This window comes from Kitasatospora sp. NPDC096077 (assembly GCF_040303245.1).
Taxonomy (GTDB): Bacteria; Actinomycetota; Actinomycetes; order Streptomycetales; family Streptomycetaceae; genus Kitasatospora.
The window spans coordinates 1-26,108 of the sequence record NZ_JBEOSV010000048.1; the positions used below are offsets into that span (position 1 = coordinate 1).

Consider the following 26,108-nt stretch of genomic DNA (forward strand, 5'->3'; position numbering starts at 1 on the left):
ATAGTTGCGCTCGCGTCACGGAACACGGTCTACCGGATCAGGCCGCACCGCGGGGGCAACTTCCCAAAATGATCACAACCGAATACGCGCCCTAGGTGTGCATCTGCCGGAGCTCGGTTAGCTGAGGAGCAGGGCGCCGAGCGCGCCCGCGGTGACGCGCAGGGACAGGTGCGGGATCTTCACGCGCGTCATGGTCGCGGGTGGATCGTGCCGGCGGGCGTTTCGGGACGACGATCCACCCGAAAGCGGGGAGACATCGAGTACCCGGTTGACGCCGGATCCGGCCCCGCCGGGGCTCAGCCGACCCAGAGGCGGGGCATCGGCAGTAGCAATCGGCGCCCCAGTCCCCTGCGGTTCCACCTGCTGCACCAGCCGATTGAGGTCGGGCTTCTTGGGGCTGGGCCTGCCGTTGTGGCCCCGTGGGTGTTCTGGCAGGGGTCCCGAACGCAGCCCGCACACCTCAGCCGATGCCCCGCTTCGAGTTGAGTGGGCAGCAGCTGGCGGCCTGGCAGGCGGGGGCTCTCAGGCGCGGCTGGCGTAGGCGATCTCGTACGGCGTCTCGGTCGCCATCGCAAGGATGCCGTCGAGCAGCGCGTCCCATGGCGCGTCGCAGCCCTCGATCGCGGAGACGGACAGCTGGGCTCCTGCCGCTGTCGGGCGGTCGAGGCGTTCCTCGATCATGTCGTCGGTGAGGATCCCGTAGGCGATCTCGATGCCGTCGAGCAGCCGTTGGCGGCGCTCGTTCGCTCGGGCGAGTGCGTCGGCGTCGCGGGCGCTCAGCAGCCGGTCGACCGGGATCCTGAGCAGGGCCTCCAGTTCGGCCAGGGTCGGTTCCTCGCACAGCCGCTTGAGGCTCTCCTGGTCGAGCGGGGGTTTCCTGGTGACCACGCGGTCCAGCACGGTGATGCCCAAGGCTGCGCCTGCGCTGGCGTAGCGCCACAGCAGCGTCTCGACTCCCCGCCCGTACACGAACGCGTGGTGGCAGAGCCCGCTCAGTGCCTGTGCGTGGGCGTCGAACGACGCCCCGTCGAGCCGGCGCTCGGCGCTTTCGCCCAGCGAACGGGCCCGGCGCTCGACCACGATCGCCGAATGCCACTCGTGCGCGAGGTCGCCGATCGCCTCGTTCATCGTGGACAGGGCCTCCAGCCCCGGCTTGCTCAGCACATTCAGCTGGTCCCTGCCCGGGAACTCCGACACGGCCTTCTCCTTCTGTCACAACGATGGGGCGACCGGGGTGGTGGCCCCTCACCAGCGGGGCCACCACCGGGCGATTCAGTCCAGGCGCCAGCCGTCGCGGAAGCTCTCGACCTGCTCGGTGTTCCTGGGCAGTCGCGAGGCGACCAGTACCGCCAGCGCGGCCTGCTCGACGGCGGCGATCCACAGGTGCCCGGCGCGCGCACCCTCACCGAGCTGCTCGCCGACGAGCTTCGCGAGGGCCCCGCGCCGGTCGTCGGGCACCTCGTCGAAACCGGAGAGCAGCAGCCCGGCGAGGGCCGTCTCGGTGGTGTGCACGTAGGTGAGGCGCACGGCGTTCTGGAGGTTGCCCAGCAGGAAGTAGCCGTTGCCGGCCGTCGTCCCGAATGCCCGCCAGAATCCGGGGTCGTCCTTCGGCGTGGGCAGCGCGGCGAACAGGGCCAGCAGCCGCTGGTTGGCCGCGTGGACGGTGGGCTGGGCGGCGGTGACGGCGGCGAACTGGAGGGCGTGGTCGACCGTCAGCTCGGACAGTTCGAGGTCCTCGGGGCAGTTGAGCTGTTGCCGGACGTACTCCTGGCGCAGGTCGTGGCCGTCGTCGTACTGGTAGCGGGTGAGCATGGTGGTCCCCTCCTGCTTGACGATCCGCTTCGGGGCGGACCGTTCGTGGTGGTTCTTTGCTCCCGGCGGCTCGGGCGTGGGACCGTGCTGCCGGGCGGATCCCGTCAGCCGGCGGTCCGGGCGGCCTCCGCCGCCCTCGAGACAGCCCGGCTCTCACCGGGCATCCAGTGCCAGCCGGCCTCGGCGTAGACGCGGACGAACTCCTCCAGGCGCTCGCCCTCGTAGCCGACCTGGGCGTGGACCACGACAATCGCCCCAGGCCCGCGGTCGTCGCCGAGCGGGCGCGGGTAGTGCTCCACCACCCGGACGATGTGGAACGGGTAGCCGCCCTGCGGCGGCGCGATGTACGGCTTCTCGTTCATCGGGCCCACCAGCAGGCTGACCGCCGAGAGGGATTCCCCGACCGCGGGCACCGCCAACGCGGTGAACCCGTCCTCCTTCACCACCGAGCAGACGTAGCCCTTGGACTCCCCGTCCGGCCCGAGGGCCGGCTGCTCCCAGAAATCGACTCGGATACCGATCGTGACTGTCATGGCCGCCATCCTGCCGTTCCAGGGTCTTCCGCCGGGCCGAAACGGCCCAGCTTCACCTGGTCGCGAAGTCCGGGTGCGGGCTGGAACGGCCCTGTATCGGCGTTGGTCGTTTCCGCTGGTGCGGGCGGCCTGGCGGGCGACGCGCAGGGCGGTGCGGGCCAGGTCGGCACCGCTGGGGATGGGCTTGGTCATCGGGCGCCCACCGCCTCGCGGACCGGACAGATGGCCGACGTCGATGCGACGGGGGCGAATTACGGGCGTTGCCTCGCCGGTACGCTGCGCAGGTCATCGGACTCGACAGCGAGGCGGAGAGCGTGCCCATCGACGGATCCGCGAACCTGCCCATCGGCAGCCAACGTGTTGAGAACGTGCAGTTCACCTGGGGTTGGCACCACAACCCGGCCCGGCGTGGGCAGGTCGGCTGGGGCATCTCCATGGAACTGCCCGCGGTCATCGAGATGGTGCACCTGGTCGCCCAGCAGAGCGTCTCCGCAGAGGAACTCCACGGACAACTCCTTCGCCTCGCCGAAGAAATCCGCACCGCGTACGACGAGCCGATGCCCGGGATGGACGACGAGCCCGTCAGCAGCGCGCCCTGGGGCTCCGACTGCCCGGTGGGTTGCACGGTCTGCGCCGATGCCAAGCCCGCCTTCGCGGCGCTGCGGGCCGATGCAGTCGCTCAGCGGGAACGTCTCAAGGTTCCTGACGAGTACCCGTACGCCGCTGGACGGCGCTCCTTGCACCGTTCCGTCTGCCAGGAAGCACAACGTGCCGGCTCCTTGGCGGACCTCGGGGGCTGGGACCCGGTGGAACGTGACACACAGCTGCTCCGGGACTTCGCTCACCACGGCTACCAGGGCTCCAACATGCGGGTGCTGACCACCGAGGAAGCCGCCACGTGGATCCGGGAGCACACCGGACCTCGGGGCGGAGCACAGTACCGGCTCTGCAAGATGTGCACCCCCAAGGTCCCGTAGCAGCCGAGCACTACACCGGTCACACAACTTGGGCCAGAACCCAGACGAAACCGTTAACCCCATCGGTGTTCGCTCTACCTGCGCGGGGGGCAGTCGAGGGACGCGAATGTATATCACCGTCCGCGGTTCGGGTCTTCTGCCCGTACCTGCCCGGGGGCGTCAGTGCCCGGAACTGCCTGTGTGGGAGAGTACGACGCGATCATGAATCCTGGGGGTAGATCAGTGCGCACACTTCATCGCGCGGTGGTTGGGGTCGTTCTGGCGGTTCTCGGAGTGTCAGCCTGCTCTGCCGACCCGCAGGGCAGACCGGCGACCGGCGCGGCCTCCGACCGGACGCATCCTCAGGCTCCACTACGCGACGGCCTGCTGACCCTGGACCGGCTCCCCCGGGGGTTCCAGTTGGACACGGCGGACGTCAACTCGACGACGACCGGCGCTCCGCACACCCCATCCGCGGTTTCCATCGCGTCGATGCCGTGCTCCGAACTCGGCGTCGAGTCCTTCATGACGGCTCACGCCCACCCCGTGGAGGACGTGGCGGTGGGGGTTGAACGGACACCGGTTGGCGACGACGACATGGGCTGGTTCGGCCAGGAGTCACTCGACCGGTACGCACCCGGACAGGCCGCCGAGGTGATGGCCGCCATCCGTGGAGTCGCCGGGCGCTGCACTTCCTCCACCAACACGCTCGCCGACGGCACACCGCTGAGGGACACCGCGTCCGTCACGGCGGCCCTAGTCGCAGCCGATGACAGCCTGCTGCTCCACCTCACGTCGGCCTTTCCTGACGGCGGGCAGCAGTTCGTCAACGAAACCGCTTTCGTCCGCATGGGCGATGTGATCCTCATGGTGCAGCACGTTGTCGAGGACCATCCGTCGTCGGACACGGAAACCGTTCTCTCGGCGGCGATGACGGCGTACCGCTCGACCACCGGCGGCTGACTCCGCGCCCCTTAGTCCTCCTGCCGGGGGCACCTCAGAGCGGTCCCGCGCTCGCGGGGACGGCTCCGTGGTCAAGGGCACCGACGGCCATTGGTCCACGTTGGCCCCGCACGTGCAGGGGATAGCTCCTTGCCCGGGCAGCCGGCACTGGGGTGGCACCTGGGTCTCCTTCGCCGGGGGACCCACCGAGGGCCGGTTCTCTCGCCGAGGGGACCGGCCCTCGGTGGGTCCGGAGCGGGTGGTGCGGGGTCAGGCGGTGGCGGCCTTGAGGCCGGGTTCGCCGACGGCGAGGTAGTCGGCGGCGAGGTCGGCTAGGTCCTGGGCGAGGTCGTCCGCGACGGCCCGGCCGGCGTTCGAATCGGGGACGCCGGTGGCGTCGGCGGCTTGGAGGGGCAGCGGCTTGGGCATGCCGACATCGGACAGCAGCGGCCATGCGTAGTCTCGCCGTCATGCGATCCGTGGTGTTCGACATCGGCGAGACCCTGACCAGTGACACCCGCTACTGGGGCGACTGGGCGCGCTGGCTCGACGTGCCCACGCACACGATGTCTGCCCTGGTCGGGGCAGTACTTGCGCAGGGCCGTGACAATGCCGACGCCATTCGCATCGTAAGGCCCGGCGTGGACGTCGCCGCCGAGTGGCAGGCCCGGCAGGCGGCCGGCCGCGGCGATGCACTCGACGAGTCCGACCTGTACCCAGACGTTCGCCCCGCTCTGGCGCGGTTGCGGGCAGCGGGGCTGTGGGTGGGGATCGCGGGCAATCAGAATGCGGCGGTCTCGGGGCTGCTGCGTGAGCTCGGCCTGCCAGCCGACGCGATCGCCACGTCCGGCGAGTGGGGGGTGTCCAAGCCGAGCGAGGCCTTCTTCGAGCGCCTGAAGGAGTGGGCGCCCGGTGCGTCCCACGAGATCGTGTACGTCGGCGATCACCCCGCGAACGACGTCGCACCGGCCCAGGCCGCTGGGCTGCGTGCCGTGCACCTCCGCCGCGGCCCTATCGGCCTCACGACCAGCGCGCCGGATGCGGACTGGACCGTGGACTCGCTGACCGCGCTGGCTGATCTGCTGGTCGGCGAGTAGCAGGATCGCCCTAGCGGTGTGACCGTTGGGGCGAATCCATCCGGCGCCGCACGGGCGTCGGTACCGTTTCGAACTCGGAGCTGTCGCTCAGTGAGTGGGCCCGGCTCTCGGAGCATGAACGGTGGGTAGAGGCGCACCGCGTTGCCTCGGCACGGGTGGTCTGGCTGTCGTGGACTGGACGCTGGATCGGTTGATTCGGGTGGTGCGACAGTTGACGGAGCCAATAAGCCTTCCTTCTGCAGTTTTGGGACTGTTGGCGAGCTCAGGGCCCGGCGGAGTAGCTCTGCAGCAGTGTTCATCGACGCCGGGGCTGGAGAGAGGCGAGCGCTTGTCAAGATCCCACTCTTGACGGTGAGTTGGCGGTCGGTGATTCTCTGTGATCGCGGTACATGAAGCCGCACACCGAGGAGGACGGCATGGCCATGAAGCCGACACAAGAGCAGCAGGCTGCCAGGGAGGTGTTCGTGGCTGGCCGGGACCTGGCACTGGTGGCGGGGGCCGGGACGGGCAAGACCTCGACCCTGATGCTGATGGGGTCCGCCACGAAAAGGCGGGGCTTGTACATTTCGTTCAACCGGGCGATCGCGGACGATGCCCGGGGCCGGTTCGGCCGGAACGTGGAGTGCCGGACAGCGCACTCGCTCGCGTTCAAGGCTGTGGGAAGGAACTACGGGCCGCGGCTGGAGGCATCCGCGCGGATCCCCGCGAAGCAGACTGCGCGGCTGCTGGGCATCACGAGCGACCTGATGGTGAACGGCACCAAGATCACCATTGCTCACCAGGCACGCCTGGTCATGGGCATGGTGCGGCGCTTCTGCTACACGACCGACCGGCAGGTGATGGCCCGGCACATGGAGCGGCTGAACGGTCTCAACGTTGAAGGCCAGGACTTCGCTGCTCGCACGCTGCTGCCGTACGCGGTAAGGGCATGGGAAGACATCCAGGCCTATGAGGGCAGGCTCCGGTTCGAGCACGACTTCTACATGAAGATGTGGGCTATGGGCGCGCCGGTGCTGCCTGCGGACTTCGTCCTGCTGGACGAGGCCCAGGACACCAACCCGGTGCTGGAGGAGGTCTTCCTCAACCAGCCGGCGCAGCGCATCTGTGTCGGGGACCCGGCCCAGCAGATCTACGGTTGGCGTTCGGCGAAGGACGTGATGACGGGGTTCCCGGCCGAGCACCTCCATCTGACGCAGTCGTTTCGCTTCGGCCCCCGGATTTCCGAGGAGGCCAACCGGTGGCTTCAGCACGCTGAGTCGGACCTGCGTCTGACCGGATCCGGATCGGTCGGTTCGCGGATCGAGCCGCTGGGCGAGCCCGATGCGGTGCTGTGCCGGGGCAACGCCGACTCGATGCAGGAGGTCCTGGGCTTTCTGGAGCGCGGAGTACCGGTCGCGTTGGCCGGCGGCGGCGACGCGCTGGAGCGGATCGCGAACGCCGCCCTCGAACTCCAGGCAGGACGCCGCACCAGCCACCCCGAGCTGTTCCTGTTCAACTCCTGGGGCGAGGTGCAGGACTACGTGGAGCACGACAAAGCCGGGCAGGACCTGAAGGCGATCGTGAAGCTGGTCGACGACCACGGGCCTCAGCCGATCCTCAAGGCCGTGGCGCAGCTGAGCCCCGAGGGTGACGCCAGGGTCACGGTCTCCACCGTGCACAAGGCGAAAGGCCGCGAGTGGGACACCGTGCGCGTCGGCGAAGGGTTCTCACTGCCTCCAGTCACCGACGAAGGCCGACAGTTGCCCATGCGGCCGGACGAGGCGCGGCTCGTCTACGTCGCGGTCACCCGGGCCCGCCATCAGCTCGACGTACGCGGACTCTCATGGGTGGGCGGCTACGAGAAGGCCATGGCCATCGAGGAGCGGGACGGCACGATCGGCGGCGTGCCGATGATCCATCTGAGCCTGACCGGCCAGCTCCAGTACACGACCTCTCCGATGTCCCGGTTCATGGCCGAGTACCTGCCCGGAAGCGGCGCCGTGGTGTCCGACTACCAGCGGCGTATCTCCCGCCTGCCGCACCCGGTTCAGCCTGTCGACGTCCAGTACCCGGACTGGCCCGCGCTCGGACACGCCATCGACTACCGGCTGCGGTTGTCCCTGGGACAGCCGCTCGGCGAAGCTGTCGAGCTGGGCGTCCGCGGGACGGGCCTCGGGCAGCTGCTCGCGGGAGCACCTGGGGCCGACGGCCGTATGTCCCTGCACAGGGCCGGGCTGGAACTGCTGGCCGAGGTGGGCGGGTACCTCGCCGACCCCTCACAGGCGGACGACGAACGGCTGAGTCGGCTGTGCTTCGTTGCCGCACACTTCGAGGACGTGTTCCGCAGCGGGCGGTTCCGTCGGCAGAACCCGCTGGCCGGCGCGACCGGCACAACGACTCTCGACCTGTTGTGCGCGGACGTTCCTCCGTACGTCGTTGAGGATCTCCGACGGCAGATGAACCTCGCCGAGGAGCCGTTCAAGGCCTTCCGGTCACTGCCGCCGGAGGACCGGATCTGCGGCCCGGTCTTCGCGGGCAGTGCCGACATCGGAGGTGCCGACGCCGACTTCATCGTTGACGGCCTGCTCCTGGACTGCAAGGCCAGCACCCGCCCGCAGAGGCTCGGCCGGGACGAGATCTACCAGCTCGCCGGCTACCTCCTGCTCGACTACGACGACGACTACGGCATCGACCGGGTCGGTCTCTATCTCTCGCGCCAGGGCCACCTGGTGGTCTGGGGTGTGGACGAATTCCTTGCCCGGCTCGGCGCCCGGACCAGCCTGACCGGGCTGCGTGGCCGTCTTCGCACACACTTGCGGGCGGCGGCCAGGACAGTCGGCTGACAAGCGGGTCGGCCAGAACATCGCCACACCGGCTTGGTGCGGGCAGCACCCCGGCACTGCCCGCACCAAGCCGCGGCGGACGTCTGGGTAAGGTCTACTGACCTTCCCTCGCTTTCAGGTGACGAGAACGGTGACTCACCCGGGGCCTCGTCCTGGAGGCTGTCCCAGCGCAGTCGCTCCGAATCGGTGCGCTCGCGTGGGAGAACACGGCGGCCGGCCCTGGGATCCATTGATCGTGGTCCTCGATCTCTGCCGCCGGGACGTTCCTCCGGGCTGAGTGTGGCCTCGGCAGACAGGCGGGGAACGAAGTCGTTGTCGGCCGGGTCGGCGCCGGAGTTCGCCTTACACTTCCAGCGTCGTCTGCCGGGCAACGGAATCCCGCTTCCTGCTCTTTCGCTTCGCCCGACTCCTTGCGATCTCCAGAGATCGGTGGTGCTGGGCCCTGAGCACCGTGATCTGCTCTTCCGTGAGACTGAGCTCGGGTCCCGCCACGAATACGATCGGTCCCCGGCTGGGCCGCTGGGTACCGGAGCTCTTGTTGTTGAGCCAGTAGCGCATGCTTCCACCGACCGGGTTCAGGTCACGGCAGTCGGGCCCGTAGAAGTAGGCAGGCTCGAAGTGCAGGGCTCTCACCGGGTGGAGGGTCGCCAGAGGGACACCCACAAGGTCACCTTGCTGTCCGTCGCCCATCGCGTGACGGACATCGGCGAATGGTGCCGTGAAGACCGCGAACTGCCCTTCGGGCATCACCCGAACGTACCTGACGGGTACACCGGCCATGTTGTTCCCTAGCTCCCTGCTGATTACGGCTGGTGTGCCCACCGGCGCAGCCGGAGTCTGCGGGGGTCGGTGAAGGGGCTCGGTCCCGTGGATAGGGGGCTGGGTCATGGCGATGCTCCTCTCCTGTCGTGAGGCTACTCGGCCTGGGTCCTCGCAACCGGTAGCGTCGCGCGCCGACCAGTTCGCTTACTACCGCGACCGTCGGCTGGGCTTCTGTGTCTTCACGGCTGCCCGACACACTGCCGTCGTGCGCATCGACGGGATCGGGCGTGGCCGCCGTCGGTCAGGTTGGGTTGTCGTACCGGTTGGCCCGAAGGTGCCGCCATGCGCGAGCCTCGTCGCTGTCCCGGCTGATTCGTCCCTCTCTCCAGGCTGCTTCGTAGGCCTCTTCCAGGACATCACCGACAGGGTCGTCGACCGGGTCGTCGACGGGGTCATCCACGGGATCGTCGGAAGGCCACGGGATCGGGTCGGGCGGCGGCGCGTATCGGAATCCCTCCCCGTAGTCCGGCTCGAAAGGACTTGCCATGCGTCTCCTTTGCAGGCAGATCGTGTGACGTGTCAGAACGGCGAGCTGTCGTCCCAGCCCGTGAAGTCCTCGCTGACCAGGGACTCGGACTGACTCGCATCGTGCAGAAACAATGCCGTGGCGTCTCCGGCTTCCTCGGAATTCTGCTGTTCGGGGATCAGAACGGTCGGAAGCTCGCGGGAGGGCTGCGGGTTCTGCTGCCATTTCCGCCGGACGGTCTCCCGCGTCCGCGCCCTCTTCGCACACTGCCAGCACAGCCAACCGTCGTTGACGGGGACGAGGGTTCCGTTCCAGCAGCCGTCCGAGGCGCAGCGGGTCCGGCCGGCCTCCGAGGGCTGCGTGGCGCTGCCGCTGGCGGCAGTGGTGGTCTGGGCCGCTTCGTACCCGGGTGGGCGTTCGGTGAGGATGAACGGCGCGTGCCGGGCGGTCGAGAAGTCGATCAGCTCACGATCATGGGCCTCGGGCGCGTTGTGATGCATGGGGCATTTCTGCCAGAACCAGCGCAGTGCGTCTTTGTAGTCAAGCGGCTGGATCTCCCATGCCCACATTCGGCCGCGGTAGGTCAGAAGGATCGCCTTGCCGCTGCGGCCGGCAGCGGGAGGGATGTCGACCTGGGTCCATCCTCCTTCGGAGATGTCGAACACCGGGTTCTCGCAGCGTCGCCTGGTGCTCTCGGCGTCGGCGACGCATTGCAGGTCTTCGATCCGGCCGGGGCAGATCTTGAGCACAGAGCCGTGATAAAGGATGTGCCGGGCGCTTCCGTCCGGTGCCGCGTTCTCGGGCTCCGGCTGAGCGATCTCGTCCTCGTCGTCCGGCGCAGCGGCGGGCGGGGTGAACTTGCCCGTGTCGATCAGCTTGCGGGTGTTCACGCCGAGGACCTGGGTCATCCGCGCCAGCTCGGGGTCCTGGCCGACATGCTCGAGTGCCGGGCAGATCGCGGGGTGCGGGATTCGGCACTCGTCACCCGTCGCGCCGAGGTGGGCCATCCCGCGGTCGACGCTCCACTGGTGGCGCCGCGGCACCCGGACGCTCGGGAACAGCATCGGTGTCAGCGGGATTCGACCGCCGTCGAAGCGGTCGAACCAGTCCACGACGTTGCCGCACCAGCCGCAGGTACCTCGGGCCCGGGAACGGAGGACCTTCGACGGGTTGCTGGCGTGCAGGCGCAGCCTGCGGCCGGCGGTGCCCTCGAAACCGAGGCTGAACGGCTCCTCTGGGCTCATCTCAGCTCCAATTTGTGCAGCCCGTTCGCCGGCGCCCGGCGACGGAGTGCCAGAGCGAGGCAAGATGATCAACAAGACCGTGGATTACGATACTTGACGAGCCATCATGCCTGAAACTGGTCCTGACCGTGGAGCAGTTCCTCGGACGCTGACCGCCGCACGGGTCTTCACGGTCGAGGCCGCGGGTTGGGCACCGGCGACGTCGAGGAAGGCGGGTGGGACGGGATCGGAACGTTCGTCCAGGCCGTGGCCCTGCCGGATGGGGGTCGAGGCCGACGCGGAGGTCGATAGCGGGGCCGGGCGAGGGCGATGGTGGATGCGGAGCCGGGTGACCCTGGATGTGGGGTCGGCGACCACACACAACCACGGGGTGGTCGGTCCAGGACTCCGCGATTCCGTGTGGCGGGTCAGTCCCGGGTCATGTCGACGAAGCGGGAGTAGTGGCCCTGGAAGGCGACGGTGATGGTGGCCGTCGGGCCGTTGCGGTGTTTGGCGACGATCAGGTCGGCCTCACCCGCGCGGGGCGACTCCTTCTCGTAGGCGTCCTTGCGGTGAAGGAAGAGGAGGATGTCGGCGTCGTCCTCGAGGGTGCCGGAGTCGCGCAGGTCGTAGGCCTGCGGCCTCTTGTCGGTGCGCTGTTCGGGCCCGCGGTTGAGCTGTGAGATCGCGACAACGGGGATGCCCAGCTCCTTGGCCATCAGCTTCAGGTGGCGGGAGATCTCGTTGATCTCCTCGTAGCGGCTCGCGAACTGACGCAGGCCGAAGTCGAGGAGCTGGACGTAGTCGACGACCACGAGCCGGATGCCGCGCTTCTGCTTCATGTTGCGGCACTTCGACCGGATCTCGGTGAGGGTGCGCGCGGAGTCGTCGACGTAGAGCGGGGCGCCCTCTACGGCTGGCAGGCGCCTGGCGAGGCGGGTCCAGTCGTCCTCGGTCATGTTGCCGGAGCGCATGTGGTGCAGCGCGATCCTCGCCTCCGCGCTGAGCAGCCGCATCATGACCTCGTTGCGGCCCATCTCGAGCGTGAACAGGGCCGCCGGCATCTCGCCGCGGATCGTGCAGGAACGCAGGAGGTCGAGCCCCAGGGTGCTCTTGCCCATCGCCGGCCGGGCGCCGATGACGATCAGCTGGCCGGGGTGGAGTCCGTTGGTGAGGGCGTCGAGGTCGGCGAAGCCGGTGGGAACGCCAGACACCCCGCTGGTCTGGGAGTCAATCGCCTCGATCTCGTCGAGGGTACCCTCCACGAGGTCGCGGAACGGTGGCAGCTCCGGAATCCGGTCGGTGCCGGTGGCCGAGAGCACCGTGTTCTCGGCGAGGTCGATCACGTCGTCGATCGGCGCGCCGGAGGCGACAGCGTGGTCGATGACCGCGGACGCCTCCGCCAGCCGCCTGCGCACCGCCGCTTGGCGGATCCGGTGGGCGCGCTTGACCGCGCGGCCCGCCCGCGAGTCGGCCGACATGATCTTGTCGAACGCGGCATCGCCGCCGATGGCCTCCAGGTCACCCCTGCCGGCCAGCGCGACCGCGACGGCGGCGGGATCGAGCGGCCCGTCCCCCGCGTACGCCTCCAGCACCGCGAGGAAGACCAGGGCGTGGGCCGGGCTGCGGAAATCACCAGGGCCGACCACGTCCAGGACGTCCGCGACCACCGTCCGCGACCTCGTCATCGCGCTGAGAAGATCGCGCTCGTCCTGGAGCTCCGCCTCCTCCTTCCGCGACTCCACCGCCCCGCCAGGCCCGAGCCCACTCGCTTCGCCGCCCACCAACGCCCCCTCGCACCGTGATCCGCTCCTCCGGAGGCCTGCGCCCGCCGGAGGTCCCAAAACCCTACTCAGCTCCGCCGACTGTACGGTCGGCAGCCGCACGCAGGCGGGCCGAGGCCAGCACCGCACACGCCCACCGGGCCCGGCCCGGTTCCGGCGGCGGCCCAGGATTCAGACCTGCCGGACCGTCCAGCCACCCGCTCGGCAACCGCAGCACGTCCTCCCGTCCGCGCCGCCGCCGGTCCTCCTCCGCCCGCTGATGCGCCAGCTGCTCCCGCAGCCGCCCGTGCACGAGCTCTCCCTGATCAACCGGACCCGAATCGGTCACCTCCTCCGCGAGCGCCGCATCGGGGAAAGCCGATTCGGGGAACACCTCGGCGAACTCTTCTTCGGAAATCTCCGGAAACTCCCCCTCCTCGTCCGCAGACGGCCGTCCACCTGCCACGGACACCGGAGCCCTCGCAGTCGGCTCCTCGAACCGGGGGCCCACCGCGGAAAGCCGGCCACCGGACGGGCCCTGCACCGTGATCCTCAACGCTCTGGGGGCAGCGTCCCCGAGCTCGTGACGCAGCCTCTGCAGCATCAGCCGCTCCAGGAACTGCACCTGGGACGCCCACGCCTTCGAGGACGCGGCGAGGTGGAGAACGCCTGAGCGCTCGTCGAGCCTTTCCGGAACAAGGTGCGCCCCGATGTCCGGCCCCATGATCTCGGTCCAGCGGGCCCGCACCATCGCCTGACCCGGAATCCTCCAGCCCATGCCAGCCATGCACTCGCGGGCCAGCTCCGCGAGCAGCAGCGGCTCGCTGCCGTAAGGCCGGCGCAACGGCCCCGGCCGCGCCGACCCGGTCCGGACGACCGGGCTTCGCCGGGCCCGCGCCTGCATCGTCCGCAACAAGTCCCTGGCGAGATCGCCCTGGCCCTCCCCGTCAACCCGCATGACGACATCCTGGTACACCTGCCAGCACGCGAACAGGCCTTCGCCGAGGAACGACCCAGAGGAGAGGTGCGGGGCCCTGGCGGGCGAGTCTGACCGGTGTCCGGGGCGGCATCATGGGCTACGCCGCCCCGGGGCCAGTGGCAGGGCCCCTTGCTACAGCTGGACGCCGGCGGCCGCCGCGAGCTGGCGGACGTTCATCACCGGCTGGAGCGGGCCGGGCTTCCAGCCGATGGCGTCCTGGATAAAGCTGTGGCCGGCGTCCTGCCCGCCGGTCTGCCAGCGCCGGTCGACGACCGGAAGGCGCAGCCAGTTGACGCGTTCTCCGGTGACGCTGTGGACCGGGTGGGTGTAGTGGGTCAGGAAGTCTTCGGGGTGGGGGAGGGTCTTCTGGAAGGGGCTGGGTTCGTAGTGCGGGGCGTACTCGGCGATGCCGAGTGCGGTCGGGGTGCTGATGGTCCAGGTGATGTGGACGTCGCCCGGCCTGTACCGGACGGGGTCGTCCGTGTGGAGGTCGTCGGCCACGTGGTGCGCCCATTGGTGCCATAGCGTCAGCGCGTCGATGTCCGTGGGCGCGTTGTCGCGGAACTGTCGTTCCCCGTGGGCCTCCCATCGCAGGACGAGCTCGAAGGCGTTGGGGTAGTTATTCCTCACGGCGTTGAACAGCCAGGTGGTGCCTGCCGGGTACGGGTGGGGTTGTGCCTGCTGCACGGGCTCTCCGTTCGGGTACTCAGGGATCGTGTCGTGTGCTGCGCTTCGGGCAGGATCGAGCGGAATCCACCCCGCTGTCCGGCGAATCGCCAGATCTCCCTCTGCTGGGCGATCACGACCATGCCCGACCCATGGTCGTCGGCGGGGCCACTATGGGCCCAAGGTCTGACGCCAGGTTGGAGCTGGGATTCCAGCCGGGGTGTCGGCAGGCCGTGGGGCGACGTCGAGGATCTCCACCATGCGGTCCGCGAGGACGTCGTCGATCGGAGCTTCCCAGTGCGCGGCCTGGTCCACCCGCAGGGCGGCCTCGATGAGGCGGTGCAGTTCCTGATCGGTGGTGTTGCCGGCGAGCGGGTTCCGGGCCGCGGACTTTGCTGACGGTGTAGACGCCGTCCCAATGTCCGTCATTGCCGGCGTAGTGAGGGGCGTACGGTTCACGCCGGCGTGATGATCTCGCCCGTGCTGGCGTCGCGAATAGTCCAGGTGTCCGGGTTGAGCCGGATCTCCTTGCGATTACGCGAGTTGAGGAGCGTCAGGACCGGCGGTGGTCCGCCTTGTACGTCGATGACCGCACCCCGGTAGGCGACGCGGCGGTCGCGGTAGTCGCCCATTTCCCAGGGCGTCTGCTCGTCGTCGTCCAGAGTGATCTCACGGCCGACCAGGTCTCGCAGGCGCAGTTCCACGTGTCCGTTCCTCTCGGGTCGTAGAGCGGGCTCTGCCGGAGCGGGTTCCCATACCAGGAGCTCACTGTAGTGGCCTGACCACTTTCCGGTTAACGAGCGAGGGCAACTGCTGCTCACGCTGCTCCAGCCCGCCTCGTGGCCGGGCAGGCGGTGCGCAGGAGGAGCGCCCCGGCTCGGATGACGCGGGCGGCTGCGAGGGCGGCGTGGTGGCGGGCGAGCTGCTCACGCGCGTGGAGGCGGTCAGCGGCTTCTTGGTGTCGGATGTCTTCGGTGGCGGGCAGGGTTCCCTCTGGCTCGCGCAGCCAGCCTCGGTGCCCGTGGAACCACTTGTCGCGGTCTGCGGCACGGTCGGCGGTGGCCTCGTCGAGCGCGACCCGGCGGGCGACGGCCTGGTCACGCATCTGTCGGCGGAGCTGCTGGTAGGTCGGATTGTCGGCGGCGGCCGGACCGTTGGGTGCCCAGGCCCGGGGGGCCTGTGGCTGGCCGGCTCCGGAGGTCTCGGCGGCCCTACCGGTTTCGGCGGGGGTGTTGGCTCCGACGCGGATGTCGATGGCGCGGACGGTGTCTGGCCGGGCGTGGTTGAGCTTGGCGAGGAGCTGGCGTTGCTCGAGGCGGAGTTTGGTGGCCCAGGTCGGGGAGTCGCAGGTGATGCGCAGGGTGCGGGTGTCGGCATTGAAGCCGGACGGGGCCCAGTGTGTGGCTTCCTCGGCGCCGACGAGCTGGGCCCAGTTGCCGCGCATGGCGCCCTGGGCGGTGCCGAGGGCCCAGCCCTGCGAGGCCGCCATCGCAGGCAGGACGGCGGCCAGGGTGGAAGGTTCGCGGGCGTCCCGGCCGGCGCGCGCGATCTGCTGGCGGGACGGCGTCGTCTTCTTCGCCGGGGCGTTTCCGGCTTCGCGTGCGGTACGGCGTGCGACGCGCAGTGCGGTGCGGGCGAGATCGGCGCCGCCGAGCTCCTGGCCGGTGGTGGTGTTGGCCATGGTCAACCTCCGTTCGGGACGGTGGGGTGGGGTGGTCAGCGGGTGACGCCGAGCTGGATGTTCGGGTTGGCGTCGAGGGCGGCGTACTGGGCGACGATGTCGGCGCCGAACTCGTCGATCGCCAGATCACCGGCGGCTTCCATCCGGGCGGCGGCCGCGGCGGGCAGGTAGTGCGCCGCCTGCAGGTCCTGCTCGGTCACCGGCGCGACGGTGGCAGTGGCAGCCTTGCCGAACAGGTCGGCCAGGAACTCCAGCTCACCGGTCCGCTCACGCACCGCGGCTACGGTGGTGTCCTTGACCCGGGCAGCGGCATCGGCCACCACCTGCTGGTCGTGCCGGTCCTGTTCGACATCCTGGCGCAGGGCGTGGGCGATCAGCGCATGTGGGCGCTCCGGGCGCCACAGCACCCCGGCACACCCGTACTGACCTGCGATCTCGCCCAGCCAGGACATGACCCGGTCGTCGGTCCACTCCCGGTCGGCCAGGTCGTTGAGGACCCACCGCAGCTGGTCGTGGCTGGCCTGGCGCACCCAGGGCACCCGGCGGTACGCGACCCGGGCGAGCCGGTCCCCGGCCGTCATCATCGCCGCCGTGACGACCTGGCTGAGCACGGTTCGACGACGCTCTCCAGTTGGTTTCGCCGTCCGCTTCTTCCTGGTGGCTGACTTCTCGACACGGGCCTCGCCCGTAGTTTTTCCACCACCCATGAAGGAAGAGCTCACGCAGTCGGTGGTACCGCCCTCCATTGGGGTGCAACGCGAGGTGTTGAGGGACTGTCGGGTACGGCTGTGACGGATGGCCCGACGGGTCCGGCGCGGGCGCTTCGTAGCCTTCTTCCCGAGCTCCGCGATCAGGCCGCGGCCCTCCTCCGAGATGCCGGTCATCCGCCGCTCCACGCCCTCGCCCGCGGTGCGGATCCCGAGCGCCTCGTCGTACGAGGCGGGGATGAGCCGCTCGTACTCCGATGCCCGGCTCACCACCCGAACCTGGCCCTCCGTCATCGGCAGCCGGGTACCGACCGACCGCCAGGCCAGCAGGCCCGTCGCCCGCAGGATCTCCAGGTGGTACTGCACCGTCCGCCGGCTCGCCTGCAGCACGCGCATCAGGTACGCGATCGTTGGCCGGCACGGCGTCAGCTCCGACAGCACCCCGACCAGTCGCAGCGTCGTCTCCCCGAACCGCGGGCCGTGCGTCGGGACGTGGAGGCCGGCGCCGTGCACCCAGTGCGCGGCCTGCCGCCAGCTGTAGCCGTCCGGCGCGATCCGGCCCGCCGTCCCCGACAGCAGCTGGCGCTGCTGCGGCACCCACGCGGCCTTCTTCGCTGGGACCACGGATTCGGCGGCGGCCGGATTCTGTCGCTGGCCGGGAACGAGCGGGGCGGCCTGAATTACACCCGGCAGGGTGGTCAACGGGGTACCGCCGCGCTCACCCGGACGAGTGATATGCGTCACGTCGACCCGGTGGCGGGACGGGGAGCTGATGAACCCTCCGACGCAGATCGCGTCTCGACAGGCCAGGCAGGAAGCGGGATCCGACTCGGTCGGACGACCAAGAACAGTGCCAGCGTCGTCGAAACCCGCGGCGCCGGTCACGGCACCACGAGCACGACGACACTGGCAGCCCGGACGGGGCTGCTGCATGATGGCAGGGCCTCCTAGAGATAGGTGGGCACGCAAAAGGCGCCCTCGGCGTCGGTTGTGGTTCTGCTGAGAACCTGAATTCGCCTGGTCGCCCGGTTGGTAGCCGGAGATCGGGCCCTCGCTCCTCGAGTTGGCGCTCGACGGGCGGTGTACGTGGCCGTGGGCCTGGTGATTGGCGTCACCGGCAGAACGGCCCGGGCGGTGGAGACCCGGTGGTACGGGTCGGCAGCCGCCCTCGACGACTACGTCATCTCAACCCCCTTCGGGGGCGAGGTGTATCCGCATACAGACACGACGGCGCCCCGCCGGAGCGACCCACTGGTCGCGTCCACGGCGGGGCGCCGCGTGTGTGCTCGGGAGCGCGTACGGGTACGCTGCAACATGTCGTGACCTTCCTAGGGTTTAGGTCTGACCGCGGAGAGGGCCCCTGCCAGGGGGCGCTGATCCACTGCGCCGCCCCGGCTTGTCCAAGGCCTGGGCGGCGAAATTTTTTTGTGCCAAGCACGGCCACCCTACCCCCTTCAGCACGCCCAGCACGCAGCCGACAGCACACCGTGTCGACCTGACGAACCACCGGCCCGACGGCCCGACAGTTCCTGCTCACCTTGGCTCCTGCAGCATGCTGAGGGCGCCCTCGACTGAGAGCTCGCCATCTTTCGCATCCGTCCACCGGCCGAGCGTCTCGGCCACGGCGCGCAGTACCTCGTCGGGCAGGCCTGCCGCGTCGAGAGTGTCGGCGGCTTCCTCCATCTCCGGTGCCCACCTCCACGCCCGTGATGCCGTCTTGGCGATGTAGTCGGTCTCGGTCAGGTAGCTGCCAGACCGCTTGCCGGCGACCTCCAGCAGCGCCTGGTCGACGCCGTGGTGCTGGGCCAGGCCGTACGAGAGCGCGGCGAGCACCCTGCTGGCCTTCTGATAGGCGGTGTAGGAGACCTTCAGCGCGGAGGCTTGGCCGATTTCCTCGCCGAGCAGCGGCGTCGACACGGCAGTACCGGCGAACAGGCCTGCCACCAGGGCGGTGGCGTCGGCCGGCCCGGAGAGGAAGAGCTGGGTGCGCTTGCCGTTGACGGGTGGGGATCCGATCACCGATCCGTCGACCACCGCCCGGGCGCTGCGGCTGAGCAGGTCTGTGATCCTCTGTACCCGAGCCGGGCTGATCGCGTTGCCCTCGACGTAGACCCCGGTGAGCCCGCCCTCAGCGACCTCGCGGGCGACGTCCTCGGCCGCAGCCGGCGGGCACAGACTCAGCACGACCTCAGCCCGTTGGAGAAGCTCCCCCAGCTCGGCCACCGGCTCCAGCCCGGCCTGCTCGGCACGCCGCACCGTCGCGGCGCTGCGCCCAGCCGGGCACCACAGCACCCGGGCCCCGGCCGACACGGCGCAGGCCGCGACGGCTGCGCCCATGCTTCCTGGGTGCAGCACGCCGACGATTGGCCGATCCGACGTCACCGGGCACCGCCCTGGATGAGAGCGAGCGCCTCTGCGGCGGTCCGCGCGACGTGGTCCGGCCTGGTGCTGCCAGGCCACGGGCGGCCGTGCGAGATCCATACGGTGCGCAGTCCGGCATCCCGGCCGCCGGCGATGTCGAGGTCGGCGTTGTCGCCGATCATCCACCCGCCTGAGGAGAGGTCCCTGCCGATGCTGGCGGCTGCGGCCTCGAAGATCTGGCGGGCCGGTTTCCGGACGCCGACCTCTCCGGAGATGCACACGGTGTCGACGACGTCGGCGATGCCGGACGCGGCGAGTTTGGCGCGCTGGATCTGGCCGCCGCCGTTGGTGACGACGACGACCTGGTGGCCGCCTTCCCGCAGATCAGTGAGGGCCTCGATCACGCCGGGGAACGGTCGTACGGCAGCGGCGAGCTCCGGCTCGTACCGGGCCCAGAACGCGTCAGGCGAGTCAGGGAGACCGAGCTCTGCGCACAGGGTCTCGACGACGTCCCGGTCGGCGCGGATTCGCATCGCTTCGAGCATCCGCTGCTCGACGGCCGGTCCAAGACTGTGACCTGTGCAGTACGTCGCTACCCAGGCCGTCACCGCGGCGAAACGGTCGATCAGGGTGTCGTCGAAGTCGACCAGCACCAGCTCACCCGGAGCGGAGTCCTGGCGCTCGGTGAGCGCCTGCCGGATCTGCTGGGCAGCTGCCTCGGGCGCGATCTCGTCCGTACGGATGGTGAGGTCGAACTCGACGTTGGGGTTGGCGGCGAGGTCGGCCTCCGTGGCGTCCCAAGCGGCGAGGCGAGCGGAGGTGTCGGCGTCCCCCCGGTCGGCCGACCGAGCGGCCGTCACCTCCCGCGGGCACCACAGCAGGACAGTCAGCCACCGAGCCGGATAGCCGTCGAGCACCGCTCGAACGCCGTCGACCTGGCCCAGGTGCATCACCGGCACCCCAGCCGCGAAGGCCTGGTCGAGGCCCGGCCGGTCCGTCACGTAGGTGCTGTCGTAGCGCGAGTTCTCGTAGACCACGGCCCCGGACTCGCGCAGCGCGGCGAGTTCCTCCGGAGTACTCATCCGGTAGCCGGCCGACCGGCCCCGGCCGACCTTCACCCGCGAGAACAAGGCGAAGACCGGATCAGCGGAGGTCAGGGCGCGCGTGACCGTGTCCTTGCCAGCCGCCGGCGGCCCGTACAGGATCACGCCACGCACGGCGGGCGCCTCGTTCATGCGTAGACCTCCCGGATCGCCTGCCGAGCCTGGTCAGCGAGGCTGATCGCGGCACCGAGCCGGTTGTCGACGACCAGGTGCGGTACTGCCGGACGCAGGTCGACGTCGATGGTCTGCAGGTACTCGTCCCAGCGCTGCAACTTCCAGGCGTCGCGGGCCGCGGAGCGGAAGGTGACGTACTCGCGCATCGACTCCGGGTCGCACTGAACCCAGATCGGCGCGACATCGACGCCGAGTGCGGCGCAGCGGTTCGTGAGCCGCTGCATCCAGTCCGCGTTGGTCAGCTCGGCGATGAACGGCGCGGTGAGCACCGTGGAGATCTTGCAGTTGATGTTGGCCCAGGCCGCCTGCATCAGGCAGTCGTACTCCAGGTTGCGTACCTGGTCGCGGTACAGGTCGGTGTGCCGGTCGTTCGGGTCACCGCCCAGCGAGACCAGCAGCCGCTCCGCCAGCGGTCGGGTGAGCGGGTCTTTGTCCAGCAGCGGCCACCCAGTCAGCTGAGTGAGGAAGCGGGCGAACTCGGTCTTCCCGCTGCCCGCGAACCCGCCGACGAGAACAACAACCGGGCGGTGCGGATCCCCGCCGGTGTGCCTCCGCTTCCAGGCGTCCAGGATCCGCTGCTGCACGCCCAGGTGGTCGGCCTCACCACCGCCCGGCGCGATCCGGTGGATCGCCCGCTCGACGGCCAGCACGTGCCCGCCGTTGCGCTCGGCGCTCGCCGGCGTCAGCCGGAAGGATGTCTCCTCACCCGGCAGAGCGGCACGGAACCCGAGCTCTGGGTCGGTCGCCCGGTAGAGCAGGCAGTACGCCCGGCGGTAGTGAGGACCGGGGTAGACCTCGCCTTGCTCGTGCTGCCACAAGGTCTGCGGGTTCGCTGCTGGGATGCCCTTGAGCTTCGCCGACTCAGCGACCTGACGCAGTCGCTCCCCTGCCTTCTCTAGCGTCAGCCCGTGTGCTTCCCGCTGCGCGCGCAGCAGGTCGGGCCGCCACCCCACACGTCCCTTGGCCATGCCCCCACCCTCCAGTGTCACCATGCCCGGCAGCCTAGGGCTGACCAGCCAAAACCCATGTGTATGCAGATGTGAATAGGTGTGTAAGACGTGCTGATGGAGCTGATGACACCCATGTGATTTTTCGTCGGCCGCTTGGCCGCTGTGATGTATCCCATGAGAGACGAGACCTTGAAGTCGTCGCCGCAGAGATGTGGCTACCTGTGGTCAGCCAGCCATGCTCAGCGTCAGCAGATGATGCAGGGGCGTGGTGCTGACCGTCACAAAGACCGTGGACTCCTGTGGATCGCGAGCAATGCTCAGGATCCGAAAGCCCGGGGTGCCCTCTGCCACGCCGAGCGCCGCAGCTGCGGCCTGATCCATGGGCTCGGCAGAAATCACGGTGTCGGTGCGCAGCACGTTCCAGCCGAGCCAGTCGGCGAAACGGACTCCGGCCGGGGGGGACATGCGAGTAGCGCCGACAGGGGCCAGCAGGGGCGGGATTCCTTCGTGACCCTCAGGCCGACGAGAAGCCAGCTCGTAAGGAACGATGGTCAACTTGTGCTGGACCGGAACATCGTCGACCGAGCGGACCCGTGTGCGCTCCACGACATCGGTGTCAGCGATCCCCCAAGCGGCCATATGCGCGGGTGCGGGCAGTTGACGGACAAGGGTGGTGGCCTCGTGGGCTTCACCGCCAGATGCCGGCTTCCAGATCGGCACGCTCAAGTCAGGGGGGCCGAACGTGCCGAGGTGGGCTTCGGCGGTCCGGCCTGCAGTGACGACAGTGCCACTACCAGGCTCAGTCCGAACCATGCCGAGGGCCGCCAGTTGGGCGTAGGCCGCGGCGACGGTCTGCTGGCTCACGTTGCGCTCTTCGGCCAACTTGCGCACAGCGGGGAGGCGCGTCCCGTGGCGGTAGCGCCCGGTCGAGATCCCTTCCCGGATCTCGGCCGCGATGGTGTTGGCGTTCAAGGCTCATCTCCTGTCAAGCGGCTGCTGGCGACAGGCTATCGCGTCAAGCAATAGTCGTCACTATCTTGACACCCGTCACGACATGAACAAACCATCTTGACGCATGACGGATGGGCCCCTATCTTCGATTGCAGCGGACCAGTTACGGTCCGTGATCGCCTGGGTTGGGCTGTGATTCCGCCCGAGCATCGATGTGCTGCCGGTAGCCCCTGAGCAGCACGAAACCGCAGGTAGTCGCCGCCCGCAGTGCGGGTGCCGGGTAGCTCCACCAAACCCATGCGACCGCCACGCAGCGCTGATGCGCTGTCCGCTCGCCAGGGCGCCGGGATCTTCCGTGCGGCCTGGCGGGCGGAGAGAGCACCGCGACGCGGCCCTCATCTCCCTCCGCACAGACGAGGAGCACTCGATGACCACCTCGACCGCGATTCCCACCGCCCGGGAGCGCAAGACCCGGACCCGCACGACGAACGTCTCCTCCCAGCCGCCGCTCCTGGTGTCGCAGCTGCCGCCCGCCATGGTCCAGCTCACCCACCGCGCCGAGGTCCTGGCCTGTCCGGCCTGCGACACCTGGTGCCCGCTGACCCTGGACAAGGGCACCAAACGCTGGAAGATCTCCCCGCACCACACCGAGCGCGCCGGCACCCCGGTGCCCGCCGCTGCAGCAACTCCAACCGCCTGGTCGTCATCGACGTCCAGCTCGTCCGGTGGCAGGAGCAGCGGGTCGAGGCCAGCGCCGACGTCGCCGCCCGCCGGCCGACCAAGGTGTTGAAGAAGGTCAAGGCCCCGCTGCCCAAGGCGCTCCACCAGCTCACCCCGGCCGCTCCCACCGCCGACACCGCCCACGCCGCCTACATCGGTCACCGCAGCCGTTGCAGGGCCTGCACCGACCCGACGAAGCGCTGCGCCGACGGCCTGCGCCTGGGCGCCGGGTACCTCGAGCTGCTGCGGCAGGAGCCGGACCGCCGTGCGGCCCAGGCCCTTGCCGAGCAGGAGCAGCGCCGCGCCGAGCGCCGTCAGGCCCGGCAGCAGCCGAAGCGCCGGGCTGCCGAGTGGGCCGACGTCGACAAGGCTGTCAAGGCCGCCGACACCCAGCGGATCGAGTCCGTCCGGGGTGCGCGTGGCCCGATCTTCGGATTGACGCTGCTGGAGGACACGCCCGCCGAGCTGCTCAAGCTCCCCTCGGGCCGCGTCGTCTGACCAGCATCGCCCGGCCCGGCCCGGCCCGGCCCGGCCCGGTCCGGTCCAGAACTGAATCGTCGTCACCGCCCGCGGCGGCCCGGATTCCTCCGGGCCGCCGCTTCGCATACCCGTAGAGCCGATACCGAGGAGACCGCGATGCCCGACACCACCGCCGCCACGCTGCTCACCGACGCCTTCACCTGGTACTCGACCGGCCTGCGCGATCTCGTGCGGGAGCTGCTGGACGAGGCCGACCTGGACACCGGCGAGGACACCGTCGACGACCTGTGCGGGGATCTGTGGCTCCACGCGGCCGAGTTCACCTCGAACAACCGCCTCGACTTCACCGGGCTCCTGGACCTCCTGGACGAGACCGCCGACATCTTCGTCGAGCGTCTCCGCCACCAGCCGGACGCGGTCCCCGGCGGCCGGCTCAACACGGCTGCTGACCCGGTTGATGTCGCCAGGCTCGCCATTGCCGCCGTGGACGCCGCCCGCCACCGGCCGGTCCCCCGCCCCCACCGCCCCGCCAGCTCGAGCCACGCCTTCGAGCACATGGCCGCGCTGCGCCCGGCTGCCTGATCAGCGTGCTCTTTCTCCTGCGACGCTGCCCGTCGTTCCCGCCCCGGCCTTGCTGGTGCGGGGGCGGCGGGGGGGACGGCAGGAGGCCGCCCTCACAAAACAGCGACGGCCCCGGGATTGCCCTCCCGAGGCCGTCCACGTCGCCTGATACGGAGGCAACGATCGTGCTGCACAACATCATCGCACGCCCCTGGCCCGACTACACCCCGGTCCCCGGGGACAGCGACCCCGACCCCGACGAGCTGCTGCGCCGGGCCAACGAGCACCGGGGAGGCCGTCGGTGATGGCCGGCCGTAGCTTCGCCGGCGGGACGCCGGTCGCCAAGCCCAGCAAGCCGAAGGGTGGGACGCGATGACCACGCCCACGCCCGCTCCCACGGTCTCCGGCACCGGCACCGCGCCCGGCCTGGCCGCGCACGACCCGGCCCTGCCCCCGCCCCGCCCCGGCCTGTACCTGAGGCAGCGGCCCGGCGGGATCACCGCCCACCTGACCGCGAGCCAGGACACCCTCCACACCGTGCGGTCCCTGGCCCTGACCGCCCTGCTCGCCCACGGCGTCGACCCGGAGACCGCCGAGGCCGCCCGGCTGGTCCTGTCCGAACTGATCGGCAACGCGATCCGGGCCTGCGGCCCGCACGTACCGCTGGTCGTGGAGGTCCACCGCTCCCGGGGAACCGACGCGGTCGTCGCCGTCCACGACCCGCTCCCGGACGTCATCCCGCGCCGCACCGGCATCCCCGCGGACAGCGCGGAGGCGGAGTCCGGCCGCGGCCTGACCCTCATCGACATCCTCGCCCCCGGCTGGACCATCGTGCCCTCGCCGATCGGCAAGCGGATCTGCTGCCGCGTCCGCGCGGCCGGCTGACCGACCCCACCCCCGCCACTCCCCCGCGCCGCCGCACCCCTTGAACCGGCCCCGGGCCCAGGGGGCGCGGCGGCGCCCCCACGCATCGTTCCGGCCGGAGGCCACCCATGAGGCACCACGCCCGCACCTCCTCCCCCGCCCGCCGCGCCCACTACGACGCCGTCCACTACCGGCGCTGGGTCGCCCGCCTGATCGGCCCCCAGCGGGTCGGCGGCTTCTACCGCTCCGGCTACTGGGGCGACGTCTACGAGGTCCTGGCGATCGACCCCGGCCCGTACAAGGGCTGGCCGGCCTGGGAGATCAGCGTGCGAACCCTCGGCGAGACCCAGATCCGCCGGCACAGCACCGCCTGGGACCACAACCGCGACCAGGTCGTCGCCCAGCCCGGCGACCAGGCCCTCCGGTTCTGGGCCGAGCACACGCTCGCCCAGCCCGCCGCCGGCGGCGGCGCGCTCCTCGAGCAGCGCCACCACCTCGACGAGGCCGCCCACCCCGACACCGTCGCCGCGCTCCACCACCTCGCCCACACCGCCCGGATCAGCTGACCGAGAGGAGCCGCACCATGAACAAGATCATGCTCACGACCGCCGCCGAGACCGACTGGCGGACGCGCGCCGTCTGCGCCGAGGAGGACCCGGAGCTGTTCTTCCCGATCGGGAACACCGGGCCGGCGCTGCTGCAGATCGAGGAGGCCCGATCCGTCTGTCGTCGATGCCCGGTGCTGGAGGACTGCCTCACCTGGGCGCTGACGAACGGTGAGGACGCCGGCGTGTGGGGCGGCATGTCGGAGGGCGAGCGGCGGGCGATGAAGCGCCGCGCCGCCCGCAACCGCGCCCGCACCCAGGACGAGGGCCAGCAGGCCGGTCTGGCGGGGGGTGCCTGATATGGGGATCCGCTCCTTCCTGGGCCTCGGACCCAGCAACTCCAGCTCCAGCGCTGGCTCGTCCCGGACGTCGGTGTCCGCGAGCGGGATGTCCACGACCGGCTGGCACCCGCCCTACGACGAGGCGACCGCCTGGCGCCACCACCGCGAGGCGCAGGTCTCGCTCGACGCGGCGAAGTACGACGCGGACGGCACCCGTAGGGTCAGCCCGCCCTCCGACCCGCAGCACGTCAACCGCTCGTTCTGGAGGAGCTGACCAGGCCCGCCGGGACGCCGCGAAGACCGCCGGTTCCGGTTCCGGCCAGTAGCCGCTCCCCTCTCTCCTCATCTCTGCAGCACGGTCTCCCGCTGCCTGCCTCTCGGAACGGTTCTGGCATGCCCATGTCCAGACGGGGCCGGGAGTGGTGTGGCGGGCCCCTCCGGCCGCTACGGCGACGGCACCTACCCGAGCGACCCGCACTAACCCCCGCCGCACAACCGGCTCCACCCGCCGCCCGGACCCGGGCCCCGTACCGCCGCCGCCCGGCTTCCCGCCGGCGGCGTGAACCGAAGCACCGGCGCGGCCGCCATG

General features: G+C 70.1%; 28 protein-coding genes. 11 read left to right on the top strand and 17 right to left on the bottom strand.

Features of this window, described 5'->3' with window-relative positions; translation table 11 throughout:
- Positions 1-522: 522 nt before the first annotated feature.
- The 3 genes from ABTZ03_RS30745 to ABTZ03_RS30755 all read right to left on the bottom strand — a co-directional run bounded on the left by ABTZ03_RS30745 (position 523) and on the right by ABTZ03_RS30755 (position 2,345).
- The gene (locus ABTZ03_RS30745; RefSeq protein ID WP_350516387.1) at positions 523-1,197 is read right to left on the bottom strand and encodes a hypothetical protein; all 675 of its coding nucleotides are present in this window, start codon (positions 1,195-1,197) and stop codon (positions 523-525) included.
- Between the two features lie 75 nt (positions 1,198-1,272).
- On the bottom strand, positions 1,273-1,812 hold the full coding sequence (locus ABTZ03_RS30750) for a hypothetical protein (protein WP_350516388.1): 540 nt from the start codon (positions 1,810-1,812) through the stop codon (positions 1,273-1,275).
- A gap of 104 nt (positions 1,813-1,916) precedes the next feature.
- On the bottom strand, positions 1,917-2,345 hold the full coding sequence (locus ABTZ03_RS30755) for a hypothetical protein (RefSeq protein WP_350516389.1): 429 nt from the start codon (positions 2,343-2,345) through the stop codon (positions 1,917-1,919).
- A 314-nt stretch (positions 2,346-2,659) separates the two neighbouring features.
- Here ABTZ03_RS30755 and ABTZ03_RS30760 point away from each other — a divergent pair, with 314 nt between their 5' ends.
- Positions 2,660-3,322, top strand: a complete 663-nt coding sequence (locus tag ABTZ03_RS30760) for a hypothetical protein (protein ID WP_350516390.1) — start codon at positions 2,660-2,662, stop codon at positions 3,320-3,322.
- A gap of 399 nt (positions 3,323-3,721) precedes the next feature.
- Entirely contained in the window at positions 3,722-4,264 is a 543-nt protein-coding gene (locus ABTZ03_RS30765; protein WP_350516391.1) for a hypothetical protein, read from the top strand.
- A 249-nt stretch (positions 4,265-4,513) separates the two neighbouring features.
- Here the strand turns inward: ABTZ03_RS30765 and ABTZ03_RS30770 are convergent, their stop codons facing one another.
- Entirely contained in the window at positions 4,514-4,672 is a 159-nt protein-coding gene (locus tag ABTZ03_RS30770) for a hypothetical protein (protein WP_350516392.1), read from the bottom strand.
- A gap of 41 nt (positions 4,673-4,713) precedes the next feature.
- Here ABTZ03_RS30770 and ABTZ03_RS30775 point away from each other — a divergent pair, with 41 nt between their 5' ends.
- Both ABTZ03_RS30775 and ABTZ03_RS30780 read left to right on the top strand, forming a co-directional pair.
- Positions 4,714-5,340 carry an HAD family hydrolase gene (locus ABTZ03_RS30775; protein WP_350516393.1) on the top strand — a complete coding sequence of 209 codons (627 nt, stop codon included), beginning with the start codon at positions 4,714-4,716 and terminating at the stop codon, positions 5,338-5,340.
- Between the two features lie 389 nt (positions 5,341-5,729).
- On the top strand, positions 5,730-8,162 hold the full coding sequence (locus ABTZ03_RS30780; protein ID WP_350516394.1) for a UvrD-helicase domain-containing protein: 2,433 nt from the start codon (positions 5,730-5,732) through the stop codon (positions 8,160-8,162).
- A gap of 342 nt (positions 8,163-8,504) precedes the next feature.
- On the opposite strand, the gene ABTZ03_RS30785 is transcribed toward ABTZ03_RS30780, so the two are convergent.
- From ABTZ03_RS30785 to ABTZ03_RS30845, 13 genes are all read right to left on the bottom strand, one after another.
- Complete coding sequence (locus ABTZ03_RS30785) at positions 8,505-8,909, bottom strand: hypothetical protein (protein ID WP_350516395.1); 405 nt, start codon at positions 8,907-8,909, stop codon at positions 8,505-8,507.
- 316 nt (positions 8,910-9,225) lie between these two features.
- Positions 9,226-9,471 carry a hypothetical protein gene (locus ABTZ03_RS30790; protein ID WP_350516396.1) on the bottom strand — a complete coding sequence of 82 codons (246 nt, stop codon included), beginning with the start codon at positions 9,469-9,471 and terminating at the stop codon, positions 9,226-9,228.
- Positions 9,472-9,503: 32 nt separating this feature from the next.
- Positions 9,504-10,694 (bottom strand): DUF6083 domain-containing protein, encoded by a 1,191-nt coding sequence (locus ABTZ03_RS30795; RefSeq protein ID WP_350516397.1) that lies wholly within the window; start codon positions 10,692-10,694, stop codon positions 9,504-9,506.
- A gap of 407 nt (positions 10,695-11,101) precedes the next feature.
- On the bottom strand, positions 11,102-12,418 hold the full coding sequence (gene dnaB / locus ABTZ03_RS30800) for a replicative DNA helicase (protein ID WP_350516398.1): 1,317 nt from the start codon (positions 12,416-12,418) through the stop codon (positions 11,102-11,104).
- A gap of 103 nt (positions 12,419-12,521) precedes the next feature.
- A complete protein-coding gene (locus tag ABTZ03_RS30805; RefSeq protein WP_350516399.1) occupies positions 12,522-13,412 on the bottom strand; it encodes a DciA family protein in 891 nt (296 codons plus the stop codon).
- A 135-nt stretch (positions 13,413-13,547) separates the two neighbouring features.
- A complete protein-coding gene (locus ABTZ03_RS30810; RefSeq protein ID WP_350516400.1) occupies positions 13,548-14,102 on the bottom strand; it encodes a hypothetical protein in 555 nt (184 codons plus the stop codon).
- A 434-nt stretch (positions 14,103-14,536) separates the two neighbouring features.
- Positions 14,537-14,785, bottom strand: a complete 249-nt coding sequence (locus ABTZ03_RS30815; protein WP_350516401.1) for a hypothetical protein — start codon at positions 14,783-14,785, stop codon at positions 14,537-14,539.
- Between the two features lie 113 nt (positions 14,786-14,898).
- Positions 14,899-15,762 carry a DciA family protein gene (locus tag ABTZ03_RS30820; RefSeq protein ID WP_350516402.1) on the bottom strand — a complete coding sequence of 288 codons (864 nt, stop codon included), beginning with the start codon at positions 15,760-15,762 and terminating at the stop codon, positions 14,899-14,901.
- A gap of 35 nt (positions 15,763-15,797) precedes the next feature.
- On the bottom strand, positions 15,798-17,066 hold the full coding sequence (locus ABTZ03_RS30825; protein ID WP_350516403.1) for a hypothetical protein: 1,269 nt from the start codon (positions 17,064-17,066) through the stop codon (positions 15,798-15,800).
- 936 nt (positions 17,067-18,002) lie between these two features.
- A complete protein-coding gene (locus tag ABTZ03_RS30830; RefSeq protein WP_350516404.1) occupies positions 18,003-18,851 on the bottom strand; it encodes a DUF1932 domain-containing protein in 849 nt (282 codons plus the stop codon).
- The gene (locus ABTZ03_RS30835) at positions 18,848-20,065 is read right to left on the bottom strand and encodes an HAD-IA family hydrolase (RefSeq protein ID WP_350516405.1); all 1,218 of its coding nucleotides are present in this window, start codon (positions 20,063-20,065) and stop codon (positions 18,848-18,850) included. The genes ABTZ03_RS30830 and ABTZ03_RS30835 overlap by 4 nt, the downstream gene beginning before the upstream one ends.
- A complete protein-coding gene (locus tag ABTZ03_RS30840; RefSeq protein WP_350516406.1) occupies positions 20,062-21,075 on the bottom strand; it encodes a P-loop nucleotide/nucleoside kinase family protein in 1,014 nt (337 codons plus the stop codon). The genes ABTZ03_RS30835 and ABTZ03_RS30840 overlap by 4 nt, the downstream gene beginning before the upstream one ends.
- 207 nt (positions 21,076-21,282) lie before the next feature.
- Entirely contained in the window at positions 21,283-22,029 is a 747-nt protein-coding gene (locus tag ABTZ03_RS30845; protein ID WP_350516407.1) for a GntR family transcriptional regulator, read from the bottom strand.
- A 406-nt stretch (positions 22,030-22,435) separates the two neighbouring features.
- On the opposite strand from ABTZ03_RS30845, the gene ABTZ03_RS30850 reads away from it, so the two are divergent.
- From ABTZ03_RS30850 to ABTZ03_RS30880, 7 genes are all read left to right on the top strand, one after another.
- Positions 22,436-22,798 carry a hypothetical protein gene (locus tag ABTZ03_RS30850; RefSeq protein ID WP_350516408.1) on the top strand — a complete coding sequence of 121 codons (363 nt, stop codon included), beginning with the start codon at positions 22,436-22,438 and terminating at the stop codon, positions 22,796-22,798.
- Positions 22,795-23,226, top strand: a complete 432-nt coding sequence (locus ABTZ03_RS30855) for a hypothetical protein (protein ID WP_350516409.1) — start codon at positions 22,795-22,797, stop codon at positions 23,224-23,226. Before ABTZ03_RS30850 ends, ABTZ03_RS30855 begins: the two co-directional genes overlap by 4 nt.
- 138 nt (positions 23,227-23,364) lie before the next feature.
- Positions 23,365-23,790: a hypothetical protein gene (locus tag ABTZ03_RS30860; RefSeq protein WP_350516410.1), complete on the top strand. Its 426-nt coding sequence runs from the start codon at positions 23,365-23,367 to the stop codon at positions 23,788-23,790.
- A 351-nt stretch (positions 23,791-24,141) separates the two neighbouring features.
- A complete protein-coding gene (locus ABTZ03_RS30865; protein ID WP_350516411.1) occupies positions 24,142-24,654 on the top strand; it encodes an ATP-binding protein in 513 nt (170 codons plus the stop codon).
- 107 nt (positions 24,655-24,761) lie between these two features.
- Positions 24,762-25,199, top strand: a complete 438-nt coding sequence (locus tag ABTZ03_RS30870) for a hypothetical protein (protein WP_350516412.1) — start codon at positions 24,762-24,764, stop codon at positions 25,197-25,199.
- A 29-nt stretch (positions 25,200-25,228) separates the two neighbouring features.
- Complete coding sequence (locus ABTZ03_RS30875) at positions 25,229-25,537, top strand: WhiB family transcriptional regulator (RefSeq protein WP_350516458.1); 309 nt, start codon at positions 25,229-25,231, stop codon at positions 25,535-25,537.
- A gap of 1 nt (position 25,538) precedes the next feature.
- Positions 25,539-25,793, top strand: coding sequence for a hypothetical protein (locus tag ABTZ03_RS30880; RefSeq protein ID WP_350516413.1), 255 nt, complete (start codon positions 25,539-25,541; stop codon positions 25,791-25,793).
- Positions 25,794-26,108: the final 315 nt, after the last annotated feature.

Coding starts and splice junctions, on each gene's coding strand:
- ABTZ03_RS30750 (WP_350516388.1), bottom strand. CDS start 1,812: ATGCTCACCCGCTACCAGTACGACGACGGCCACGACCTGCGCCAGGAG.
- ABTZ03_RS30755 (WP_350516389.1), bottom strand. CDS start 2,345: ATGACAGTCACGATCGGTATCCGAGTCGATTTCTGGGAGCAGCCGGCC.
- ABTZ03_RS30770 (WP_350516392.1), bottom strand. CDS start 4,672: ATGCCCAAGCCGCTGCCCCTCCAAGCCGCCGACGCCACCGGCGTCCCC.
- ABTZ03_RS30775 (WP_350516393.1), top strand. CDS start 4,714: ATGCGATCCGTGGTGTTCGACATCGGCGAGACCCTGACCAGTGACACC.
- ABTZ03_RS30780 (WP_350516394.1), top strand. CDS start 5,730: ATGAAGCCGCACACCGAGGAGGACGGCATGGCCATGAAGCCGACACAA.
- ABTZ03_RS30785 (WP_350516395.1), bottom strand. CDS start 8,909: ATGCCCGAAGGGCAGTTCGCGGTCTTCACGGCACCATTCGCCGATGTC.
- ABTZ03_RS30790 (WP_350516396.1), bottom strand. CDS start 9,471: ATGGCAAGTCCTTTCGAGCCGGACTACGGGGAGGGATTCCGATACGCG.
- ABTZ03_RS30795 (WP_350516397.1), bottom strand. CDS start 10,694: ATGAGCCCAGAGGAGCCGTTCAGCCTCGGTTTCGAGGGCACCGCCGGC.
- ABTZ03_RS30820 (WP_350516402.1), bottom strand. CDS start 15,762: ATGGCCAACACCACCACCGGCCAGGAGCTCGGCGGCGCCGATCTCGCC.
- ABTZ03_RS30835 (WP_350516405.1), bottom strand. CDS start 20,065: ATGAACGAGGCGCCCGCCGTGCGTGGCGTGATCCTGTACGGGCCGCCG.
- ABTZ03_RS30840 (WP_350516406.1), bottom strand. CDS start 21,075: ATGGCCAAGGGACGTGTGGGGTGGCGGCCCGACCTGCTGCGCGCGCAG.
- ABTZ03_RS30850 (WP_350516408.1), top strand. CDS start 22,436: ATGACCACCTCGACCGCGATTCCCACCGCCCGGGAGCGCAAGACCCGG.
- ABTZ03_RS30860 (WP_350516410.1), top strand. CDS start 23,365: ATGCCCGACACCACCGCCGCCACGCTGCTCACCGACGCCTTCACCTGG.
- ABTZ03_RS30865 (WP_350516411.1), top strand. CDS start 24,142: ATGACCACGCCCACGCCCGCTCCCACGGTCTCCGGCACCGGCACCGCG.
- ABTZ03_RS30870 (WP_350516412.1), top strand. CDS start 24,762: ATGAGGCACCACGCCCGCACCTCCTCCCCCGCCCGCCGCGCCCACTAC.
- ABTZ03_RS30875 (WP_350516458.1), top strand. CDS start 25,229: ATGCTCACGACCGCCGCCGAGACCGACTGGCGGACGCGCGCCGTCTGC.
- ABTZ03_RS30880 (WP_350516413.1), top strand. CDS start 25,539: ATGGGGATCCGCTCCTTCCTGGGCCTCGGACCCAGCAACTCCAGCTCC.